This window comes from Streptococcus sp. 151470009-6, from assembly GCF_053628175.1.
Genome location: NZ_JBSEZF010000007.1, coordinates 54,464 through 65,385 on the forward strand (window position 1 = coordinate 54,464; position 10,922 = coordinate 65,385).

Sequence of the window (10,922 nt, forward strand, 5' to 3'; positions counted from 1 at the left end):
AAAAAGTCAGTAGACAACTATCAAACACTAGAATAGTTGTCTAATTGACTTGCTAAAATAGTGAAGGAAAGCTAGGTGATGGGTAAGTGGATATTATCCAAATGAACTATTTCATCAATATCATAGAATGCGGATGCAACCTTTCCATTGCTGCAAAGAAGATTCACATTAGTCAATCAGCCTTGAGTCAGTTCGTGACAAATTTTGAAGCAGCTGAAGGGGTTCAATTATTCAATCGCAAGAATGGAAGGTTAGAAAGTTTAACAGAGGCGGGACGCAAAATTTATCGTTATGCGACCGAGATTGTGAATCGACATGAAGAAATGCTTTCCATGATCCATATAGAAGCTCAAAAGCAAAAAGGCACCATTAATCTTGGTATTCCGTCCTTGATTTTACGAGTTTACTTTGCTAGTGCTTTGCCTCATTTTCTGAAAAATAATCCTCATATCCATATCCAGGTTACGGAAGGTGGAGGGAAGGAAATTCGTCAAAAAATGGTTGATGGAGATTTGAATCTCTCTATTCTGATAGAGCCTACGAGCCTGGATGCTAAAAAATATGAACAACATATCATTCAATTGGATGAATACGTTGCTTATATGGATAAGGATCATCCGCTGGCTCAGAAAAGCTTGTTGGAATGGTCTGATATTGCTAGTTATGAATTGGCAACCTTCAACAAAACATTTACGACTTATGATTTAGTGACAGAAAAACTTCGTTCACAACGAATAGAGGCTAAATTTGCTTATCTTTCCTCTACTTGGGACTTCCTAGTTGAATCAACTCATCAGACAGATTTGATTGCCCTTTTGCCAAGGCCGGTTGAATATTTTGTGGATAAGAGTCGTTTTAAGGCGGTTAGATTCAAGGATCCGATTCCATTTAATATTTGGTTTTGTAGACCCTATAAAAACTCCTACAATGAAGTAGAGTCTTATGTGTATGAAGAATTGTTGAAAGATTATTACCAACCGTTTTCTGACAACTAAGATGAGGTGAATGCGATGACCTATAATGACGTGCTGGCGCGAGAATTGAAGGCAGACGTGAAAGTGTTGATTCGGGACTATTTTAAGTCTCGTGAGGATGAACAACAGTTCCCTAGAGAATTGCTTTATCAGTTTATTGAGCAATTTGATATCTTTTCCTTGCTTTTAGATAGTCAAGATTCTGTTTTGAGAACCGAGTTTTTGACCTTTATTCGCTTGATTTCAAAAGATTTTCCTGCTTTTTCTGCTGTTCTACTAACTCAGGCATGTTATGGTATCTATCCTATTTTACAATATGGGAGTCAGGAACAAAAATCGCGTTATGTAGAACCATTAGTGAGGGGAGAAATCTTAGCTGGCTTGGGATTTTCTGAAGGGAAATTGATGGAAAGCTTGGAGGTTATTGCAACAACCGCAAGGAAAACAGAGGCAGGTTGGTCTTTAACTGGGAAGAAGTCAATTGTATCAAATTGCCGCTATACAGATATTTTGTTAATCTTAGCCAAGGTTGAGGAAACTAACGGAGAAGATGGATATGGATTTTTCATTGTTGATACGACTCGACCGGGGGTTGCTTTTGGAGATGATATAGCAAAACCTGGTTTACAGGGTTTACCTGTGAATTCGGTAACTTTTGATCGGGTCATATTGCCAGAAGATAGTCTGCTTGGATTGACCTTAAATGGGGAAACTCAGTTAAATGATATTATCAAAAAATTACAGCTAGGATTAAGCGCAATCTCTATTGGTATCTCTGAGGGAGCTTTTGAAAAAGGTCTGGCTTTTGTAAAGGTCAAAAGAGGATTTGGGAAACGATTAATCGATGCGACAGTCTATCAGAATCAATTTGTAGACTTGTATACTAAGCTGTGTGCGGCTGAATCTTACTTTGCTTCCTACAAGGACAGGATGAATGCGGATTCTCTCTTTGTATCTCAGATAAAACTTTATACGACAAAAGTAGCAATTGAGATTTCTGAGGAAATTATTAGATTAATTGGACCTCTTCAAACCTTGGATGACATCCCCATAGACCGTTATCTAAAGGATGCCAAAACGATTGAAATCTATGGAAAATCTGGGGATTCGATTCGTAAAAGAATAGCAGCCCAATGGATAAAGGAGTAAAGCATGGCAGAACTCACCTTACAGGAATATCAATTTCATGATATGAAACTGACATGGCTACGTGGAGCCGATAAATTGACGGATGCAGGGACTCTTTTTGGTCCGGTTCCGAAAGTTGTGTGGTCTCGTTACTACCCAACAAATGATGCTAATATGATGGCGGAATTGACGGATCCTATTTTGATCCAGTACAAGGGTAAAAATTACTTGATAGATGCAAGTTTTGATACAGCAAAATTATCCGATAAACAAAGGCGCAACTTAGGAATCTTGTCTGAAAGTCGGGTAGAAGAAAGTTTAGCTCTTTTGGGACTATCGTCTGAAGACATTGACATCGTGCTGATGACACATATGCACCATGATCATTCTGGTGGCTTGACGTATGTGAATGATCAAGGGAAGCTGGTTTCCAAGTATCCAAACGCCAAGATTATTGTGAATGATGTCGAATGGTATGAGATGAGAAACCCTAATAATCGAACGCGGGGAACTTATTTAAGAGAAAATTGGGAACCGATTCAAGATCAGGTGACGACTTTCTCAGAGTATATCAATGTCATTCCAGAAATCCAAATGATTCATACAAGTGGTCACAGCAATGGCCACAGTATTATCTTGCTCAAACAGGGGAAAGATACGATGATCCATATGGGGGACTTGATGTTATCACATGTTCATCGAAATCCTCTCTGGGTTCCAGCAGTTGATGATTATCCTATGAAATCAATTTTAGCCAAAGAGAAGTGGTTGCGTCAAGCTTTTGAGAATCATTATAAGTTTTTCTTTTACCATGATCAATTTTTCGCGGTGGTAGAGTTTGACAAGGATGGGAAGGAATTTGTAGATTATGTTCTACGTTCTCGCCTCCCACTTATTCCTTTTACAGATCAGCAGGATCGTAAGCCAGACTTTTTAGGATAGCAGAATATGAGGAGACAAATGTAACATTTTCTTGTTGACGGGGATATTGGTGCATCGTGCATCCATTTGCCAACAAGAATCAACAGAAAATAAAAGGAGGACTCATATGTCAATTACAAAACTTTTACAGATTCAATATCCAATTTTCCAAGGGGCCATGGCTCAAATCTCGCACTATCAACTAGCAGCAGCTGTTTCTGAGGCTGGAGGTCTGGGAATTATCGCTTCGGGTGGTATGACCGGAGAACAGTTGCGTGAAGAAATTCGTGAACTGAGAAAGTTGACAGATAAGCCTTTTGGTGTCAACATCATGTTGATGATGAAAAATATCAAGGATATTGTGACTGTTATCATCGAAGAAAAGGTTCCAGTGGTAACTACAGGTGCAGGAACTCCTAAGCATATCATGCCTTACTTGAAAGAAGCAGGAATCAAGGTTATTCCAGTTATTGCCAGTGTCAAGCATGCTCAAAAGATGCAAGAATTGGGAGTTGATGCTGTAATCGCTGAAGGTTCAGAAGCTGGTGGACATATTGGAGAGACCAATACAATGGCTCTTATCCCACAAATCGTTGATGCGGTAACGATTCCAGTCATTGCTGCAGGAGGTGTGGCAGATGGTCGTGGACTTGCTGCTGCGATTGCCCTAGGTGCACAAGGAGTTCAAATGGGAACAGTTTTTCTTGCTTCAGAAGAATGTCCAATTTCTCCTGCCTATAAAGAAGCTATTTTGGCGGCAAGTGATACAGCGACTGCAGTTACAGGTCGCATCGCGGGAGCGCCAGTTCGTTGTATTCGCAATGAGATGACGGATCACTACATTGAATTAGAGCAGAAAGGTACAAACCGAGAGGAACTGGAAGAAATTACGATCGGTTCTCTATCTAAGGCTGTCTATGAAGGTGATACAGTTCATGGTTCAATGATGAGTGGACAAATTGCGGGCTTGGTGAAAGACATCAAACCATGTAAGGCTATTTTAGAATCAATTGTGAAACAGGCGCAAGAGCGCCTACAAGACATTCGACTAGAATTAGGTGAATAATGTAATCTAGGCGGAAGATTCTGCACTGATGTGGAAAAAGGAGAGCGAGGCATTTGCTCTCCTTTTTTATGTATGGTTTCTTTAAGAGCATCTTGCTATAATAAAAGCAGTGCTTTCTCTTTAAAGGTCGCTTTTTAAGGGCATTTGTGATATAATAATGCGCAAGAGGTTTAGAATGAAAAAAAATAATTTAACTCCGAATTCTGCGATTCTACTAGGGCTTGCAACTTTCGGAACCTTAACAATGCTGATTATTTTTTCACAAAATAATGTTGTAACAATCAGTGCCTTGTTTTTATTTGTACTTCTTTATCTGCTTTTATTTGTCTGGCAAAAAAAACAGTATGAAAAGAGCGAAATTGAACAAATTCAATACGTAAATCATCAAGCGGAAGATAGCTTAAACACGCTGCTCGAACAAATGCCGGTTGGTGTTCTGAAATTAGACCTATCTACTGGCGAAGTAGAGTGGTTTAATCCTTATGCTGAGTTGATTTTGACTACTGAAGAAGGCGAAATTGATGTCGAATTGATTCAAACCATCATCAAAGCTTCGGTGGGGAACCCTGGTTCTTACGCCACCTTGGGGGAAACACGCTATGCCGTTCATATGGACAAGGCTTCAGGTGTCCTGTATTTCTTTGACGTTTCAGGGGAATACGAAGCAACTGTCGAGTTGGTAACGAGTCGACCAGTGATTGGGGTCATCTCGGTCGATAACTACGATGATTTAGAAGATGCGACTTCTGACTCGGATATCAGTCATATCAATAGTTTTGTGGCCAACTTTGTATCGGAGTTTACGGAGAAGTATGCCATGTTTTCTCGGCGCGTGGGGATGGATCGATTTTATCTATTTACTGATTATACCGTGCTTGAGGAATTGATGAATGATAAGTTCTCTGTCATTGATGTTTTCCGCGAAGAGTCGAAACAGAGACAATTGCCCTTGACTTTAAGTATGGGATTTTCTTATGGTGATGGAAATCATGATGAGATAGGAAAAGTTGCTCTTCTAAACTTGAACCTAGCCGAGGTTCGTGGTGGTGATCAGGTGGTTGTCAAGGAAAATGATGAAACCAAGAACCCAGTCTATTTTGGTGGTGGTTCCGCAGCCTCTGTTAAGAGAACAAGAACACGTACCAGAGCCATGATGACAGCTATTTCAGATAAAATTCGAAGTGTAGATCAAGTCTTTGTAGTCGGTCATAAGAATCTAGATATGGACGCTTTAGGCTCTGCAGTTGGTATGCAGTTGTTTGCAAGCAATATTATAGAAGACAGCTATGCAGTTTACGATGCGGACCATATGTCGCCAGATATCGAGCGGGCTATCAACTTCTTGGAAAAAGAGGGTGTTACCAAGCTCTTGCCTCTGTCTGATGCGATGAGGCTAGTTACAAAGCGTTCTTTGTTGATTCTAGTAGATCATTCGAAGACAGCTTTGACCTTGTCCAAAGGTTTTTATGATCTATTCACGCAAACCATTGTCATTGACCATCATCGACGTGATCAGGATTTTCCAGAAAATGCTGTAATTACCTATATCGAAAGTGGAGCAAGTAGTGCGAGTGAGTTGGTCACAGAATTGATTCAGTTCCAAAATTCTAAGAAAAATCGTTTAAGTCGTATGCAGGCCAGTGTTTTGATGGCTGGTATGATGCTGGATACCAAAAACTTTACGTCTCGAGTAACGAGTCGAACTTTTGATGTGGCTAGCTACCTTCGAACACGTGGAAGCGACAGCATCGCAATCCAGGAGATTGCTGCGACAGATTTTGAAGAGTACCGTGAGGTAAATGAACTCATTTTACAAGGTCATAAGCTAGGTTCAGATATCTTGATTGCCCAAGCTAAGGACTCAATGTCTTATGACACAGTTGTTATCAGTAAGGCTGCCGATGCTATGTTGGGCATGTCTGGTATTGAAGCCAGCTTCGTTTTGGCGAAAAATACACAAGGATTTATCTCTATCTCAGCTCGAAGTCGCAGTAAAATCAATGTTCAACGCATTATGGAAGAGCTGGGTGGTGGAGGCCACTTTAATCTAGCAGCTGCGCAAATCGAGAATATGAGTCTGTCAGAAGCAGGGGAAAAATTGACTCAACTAATCTTGGAAGAACTAAAGGAAAAGGAGAAAGAAGAATGAAAGTAATCTTTTTAGCAGATGTCAAAGGAAAAGGAAAAAAAGGCGAAATCAAGGAAGTGCCAACTGGCTACGCTCAAAACTTTTTGATTAAAAAGAATTTGGCCAAGGAAGCGACTGCTCAAGCAGTGGGTGAGTTGCGTGGAAAACAAAAATCTGAAGAAAAAGCTCATGCAGAGATGATTGCTGAAGCAAAAGCCATCAAGGCTAAGCTTGAAGCAGAAGAAACTGTTGTAGAGTTTGTTGAAAAGGTTGGACCAGATGGTCGTACATTTGGGTCCATCACCAACAAGAAGATTGCAGAAGAATTGCAAAAGCAATTTGGTATCAAGATTGACAAACGCAATATTCAAGTGCAAGCACCAATTCGAGCAGTAGGTTTGATTGATGTACCAGTGAAAATCTATCAAGATGTTACCAGTGTCATCAATCTTCGTGTAAAAGAAGGTTAAGTTTACAACTTATTGACAAGATTGTAAAAGGAAGGAAAGTCGGATGGCAGAAGTAGAGGAACTGCGAGTTCAACCTCAGGATATTTTAGCAGAACAATCTGTTCTGGGGGCTATTTTTATAGATGAGAGTAAGCTCGTTTTTGTCCGAGAATATATTGATTCTCGTGACTTCTTTAAGTATGCTCATCGGTTGATTTTCCAAGCGATGGTAGATTTGTCGGATCGTGGAGAAGCGATTGATGCGACAACAGTTCGGACGATTTTGGATAGCCAAGGCGATCTTCAAAATATTGGTGGCTTGTCCTATCTTGTTGAAATTGTCAACTCTGTACCAACTTCAGCTAATGCGGAGTATTATGCTAAAATTGTTGCAGAAAAGTCTATGCTACGTCGCTTGATTTCCAAGTTGACAGACTCTGTAAACCAAGCCTATGAGGCCTCTAAGCCTGCAGATGAAATCATCGCTCAAGCTGAAAAGGGACTCATTGATGTCAGTGAAAATGCCAATCGTAGTGGGTTCAAGAATATCCGAGATATTCTAAATATCAACTTTGGGAACCTAGAAGTTCGGTCACAACAAACAACGGATATCACTGGTATTGCAACGGGTTACCGTGATTTGGACCATATGACGACAGGTCTCCACGAGGAGGAGTTGATTATCCTAGCGGCGCGTCCAGCGGTTGGTAAGACAGCCTTTGCCTTAAATATTGCTCAGAACATTGGAACTAAGTTGGACAAGACGGTTGCCATCTTTTCACTGGAAATGGGTGCAGAAAGCCTAGTAGACCGTATGTTGGCGGCCGAAGGATTAGTGGAGTCCCATTCTATCCGTACTGGTCAATTGACTGATGAGGAGTGGCAAAAGTATACCATTGCTCAAGGGAATCTAGCCAACGCGAGTATCTATATTGATGATACGCCAGGGATTCGGATCACGGAAATTCGTTCGCGCTCACGTAAACTGGCTCAAGAAACAGGTAATCTAGGCTTGATTTTGATCGACTACCTACAGCTTATCACAGGGACTGGTCGTGAGAACCGCCAACAAGAAGTCTCTGAAATTTCTCGTCAGTTGAAAATCCTAGCTAAGGAGCTAAAGGTTCCAGTCATTGCTCTCAGTCAGTTATCTCGTGGTGTGGAACAGCGTCAGGATAAGAGACCAGTCTTGTCTGATATTCGTGAATCGGGTTCTATCGAGCAGGATGCGGATATCGTAGCCTTTCTATACCGTGAAGACTACTATGATCGTGCGGGTGAAGAAGAGGAAGGAATTCCAAATAACAAGGTAGAGGTTATCATCGAGAAAAACCGTAGTGGAGCTCGTGGAACGGTGGAATTGATTTTCCAAAAAGAATACAATAAATTTTCAAGTATCTCAAAGAGGGAGGCATAAAATGTCAGATGCATTTACAGATGTAGCCAAGATGAAAAAAATCAAAGAAGAGATCAAGGCGCATGAGGGACAAGTCGTGGAAATGACTTTGGAGAATGGACGTAAGCGCCAAAAAAATCGATTGGGTAAGTTAATTGAGGTTTATCCATCTTTATTTATCGTTGAATTTGGGGATGTTGAGGGAGACAAACAAGCCAATGTCTATGTGGAATCCTTCACTTATTCAGATATCTTAACAGAGAAGAATTTGATTCATTACCTAGATCAAGAATAAAACGAAGTGAGCTGAGCTCACTTTTTTCTTTTTCTCCCGAATAGTATAAAGGAGGGTAGCCTCGTAGAAAACTTTGTAAAGGAGAATGAATGACGTTTTTAATATCGGGAGTCAAGAAGAGTAGATCTACTCAATTTGGTGTAGTGCTGACTACATTGCTAGTTACAAGCACTTTTTTGTTTGGTGGGGAATCGGTTCAGGCTGACAGTGTAGCGCGTGGAGATGACTATCCACTTCACTACAAAAATGGTAGTGTTGAAATCGATCAGTGGCGGATGTATTCTCGCCAGTGTACATCTTTTGCAGCCTTTCGTTTGAGTAGTGTAAATGGTTTTGAGATTCCTCCTGCCTATGGAAATGCGAATGAATGGGGACATCGTGCAAGGCGAGAAGGCTACCGTGTGGATACTAAGCCAGAAATTGGATCTATTGCCTGGTCTACGGAAGGCTACTATGGGCATGTGGCCTGGGTATCAAATGTGTCAGGGGATACGATTGAGATCGAAGAGTATAATTATGGGGTTCGAGAAAAGTATAACCGTCGAAAAGTTAAGGCTAGCACCATGACAGGGTTTATTCATTTCAGGGATTTGTCCTCAAGTCGTGGAGTTAGCGAGGGAGCTCGCGGGTTAGAATTTTCGTCAAGTGGGACCATAGTCTTCACAAGAAAAATGCCAATTAGGAATCAACCATCAAGCGAAGGACAAGTTATTGATTATTACTATTCTGGGGAAAGTGTGCATTACGATCAGATCCTTGAAAAAGATGGGCATAAATGGCTCAGCTATCTATCTTACAGTGGTTCTAGACGATACGTTCAGTATGAAGAGTTAAGTGCTTCAGAAAATGGTTGGAAGAAAGAAGGTAGTATTTGGTATTACCAAGAGGACGGTAAGCAAGCGATAGGATGGAAGAAAATCAAGGGTGATTGGTATCATTTTAAGGAAAATGGTGTCATGTCAAATGGCTGGGTTAAAGACGGATCTCATTGGTATTATCTGAAGCCAACGGGTCAGATGCAGACGGGATGGCTTAAAGACAAGGGAGCTTGGTATTATTTAGAAGAATCTGGTCGGATGAAAGCCAGTCAATGGTTCCAAGTCTCTGGTAAACATTACTATGTTGATTCTTCGGGGGCCTTAGCTGTTAATAGAGTAGTTGATGGCTACAAACTCGATAGTAACGGGGCGAGAATCTGATTTGCTCAATTTAATCATGGAAGTTTGAGTTGTTTATTAAAGGAGTTGACGAAGAATGTACAATATAATATAATAATTACAAAAAGTAAAAAGAGGGGCGTTGTCTAATGGGCAAGAAGAAAGTTATTTTAACGAGTTTAGCAAGTGCAGCTGTTCTGGGAGCAGGTGTATTCGTTTCACAACCTTCAGTAGTTAAGGCAGATGGAGGAAAAGTAGAGGAGCAGGCAGCGACTCCCACACAACCACAAACTGCGCCAGAAGGTGAGAGCGGTGATCAAACTGAAAAGGGATTAGAAAACGCTAGTCCAGCTAATCCTGAAGCAACAAGTCTAGCCAAGATGACCAAAGAAGAATTGATGCAGGCTTTGGATGAGTTAGAAGAGCAGGCTATCAGTGATATCGAGTATAAGGAAGCGATTGAGGACAAAGAAGCTGCAGTTAAGGCTGTGAAGGAATATATCGGTAAGCTGTATATTTCAGATACCCTTGAGTCTGGAGAGCTCAGTTTAGACAATATTATCGCTGAATTACCAGAAGGTGCAGAAGATAAACCAGTGGTAACAGGTCCTGAAGCGAAAACAAATAAACAGTTGTCTGCTGAGGAGGTGGCACTGCTAGATCAAGCAGAAAAAGATGCGAGAGAGCAAGTTTCTCAAGCTATTGGAGCTTTATTGCAAGCTATAGAAGATCTTGAAAATTCTGTAATTGAAGAGATTAAGAAAGACACCTCTATTATAGACAAGGAAGCAGCAATTAAGGCAGCTAAGGAAGAGATTGGTAAAGAAGATCTTCTGAAGGCTATTGCAGATGAGGATTTGGAGATTGGTGATGTTATTGTAGATTGGCCAGCAGATACGAGCGAGCATAAGACGGAAGCTGAGCCTGTCTCAGAATTCACAGATGAAGACCAAGCTAAGTTAGATGAAGCTGATAAAGAGGCCCAGGTTGAGGCCGCTAAAGTTCGTTCAGATTTACTCGCTACCTTAGAAAAAATTGAACAAGAGACAATTGATGACCTGAACAAGGATGCTTCTATCACTGATAAAGAAGCGGCCATTAAGGCAGCTAAAGAAGTAATTGGTAAGGACGCCGTCTTGAAAGCTATCGAAGAAGGTGACCTTGACGCGTCAGACTTGTTAGCTGACCTCTTGGCAGGGGAAAGCGATCAGGTAACACCAGCCGAAGCGAAGACTCAATCACAACTTTCTAACCAAGTTCAAGCCAAACTCGCTGCAGCAGATAAGGAAGCTGCTGAGGAAACAAAAGCCCAGAGCGAATTGTTGACAACCCTTGAGAGTATCGAACAATCAACAATCGAAGACATCAACAAAGACGCCTCTATTACTGACAAAGAAGCTGCGATTAA

Annotated in this window: 9 protein-coding genes and 1 pseudogene; all 10 read left to right on the top strand. The window is 41.1% G+C overall.

Features of this window, described 5'->3' with window-relative positions; genetic code table 11:
* Positions 1–86: 86 nt before the first annotated feature.
* Positions 87–995 carry a LysR family transcriptional regulator gene (locus ACUW6H_RS08985; RefSeq protein ID WP_160312967.1) on the top strand — a complete coding sequence of 303 codons (909 nt, stop codon included), beginning with the start codon at positions 87–89 and terminating at the stop codon, positions 993–995.
* A gap of 15 nt (positions 996–1,010) precedes the next feature.
* Positions 1,011–2,123, top strand: a complete 1,113-nt coding sequence (locus tag ACUW6H_RS08990; protein WP_454364226.1) for an acyl-CoA dehydrogenase family protein — start codon at positions 1,011–1,013, stop codon at positions 2,121–2,123.
* Between the two features lie 3 nt (positions 2,124–2,126).
* Positions 2,127–3,044 carry an MBL fold metallo-hydrolase gene (locus ACUW6H_RS08995; RefSeq protein ID WP_447266784.1) on the top strand — a complete coding sequence of 306 codons (918 nt, stop codon included), beginning with the start codon at positions 2,127–2,129 and terminating at the stop codon, positions 3,042–3,044.
* 64 nt (positions 3,045–3,108) lie between these two features.
* On the top strand, positions 3,109–4,089 hold the full coding sequence (locus ACUW6H_RS09000) for a nitronate monooxygenase (RefSeq protein ID WP_255261433.1): 981 nt from the start codon (positions 3,109–3,111) through the stop codon (positions 4,087–4,089).
* 175 nt (positions 4,090–4,264) lie between these two features.
* On the top strand, positions 4,265–6,238 hold the full coding sequence (locus ACUW6H_RS09005; protein WP_447266783.1) for a GGDEF domain-containing protein: 1,974 nt from the start codon (positions 4,265–4,267) through the stop codon (positions 6,236–6,238).
* Positions 6,235–6,687 (top strand): 50S ribosomal protein L9, encoded by a 453-nt coding sequence (gene rplI, locus ACUW6H_RS09010; RefSeq protein WP_000864211.1) that lies wholly within the window; start codon positions 6,235–6,237, stop codon positions 6,685–6,687. Before ACUW6H_RS09005 ends, rplI begins: the two co-directional genes overlap by 4 nt.
* A 43-nt stretch (positions 6,688–6,730) precedes the next feature.
* Positions 6,731–8,083 (top strand): replicative DNA helicase, encoded by a 1,353-nt coding sequence (gene dnaB, locus ACUW6H_RS09015; protein ID WP_061853326.1) that lies wholly within the window; start codon positions 6,731–6,733, stop codon positions 8,081–8,083.
* Position 8,084: 1 nt separating this feature from the next.
* Entirely contained in the window at positions 8,085–8,357 is a 273-nt protein-coding gene (locus tag ACUW6H_RS09020) for a Veg family protein (protein ID WP_001278164.1), read from the top strand.
* An 89-nt stretch (positions 8,358–8,446) separates the two neighbouring features.
* A complete protein-coding gene (locus ACUW6H_RS09025; RefSeq protein WP_454364229.1) occupies positions 8,447–9,556 on the top strand; it encodes an SH3 domain-containing protein in 1,110 nt (369 codons plus the stop codon).
* A 107-nt stretch (positions 9,557–9,663) separates the two neighbouring features.
* Positions 9,664–10,922: pseudogene (locus ACUW6H_RS09030) on the top strand (SIALI-17 repeat-containing surface protein); the annotation flags it as partial.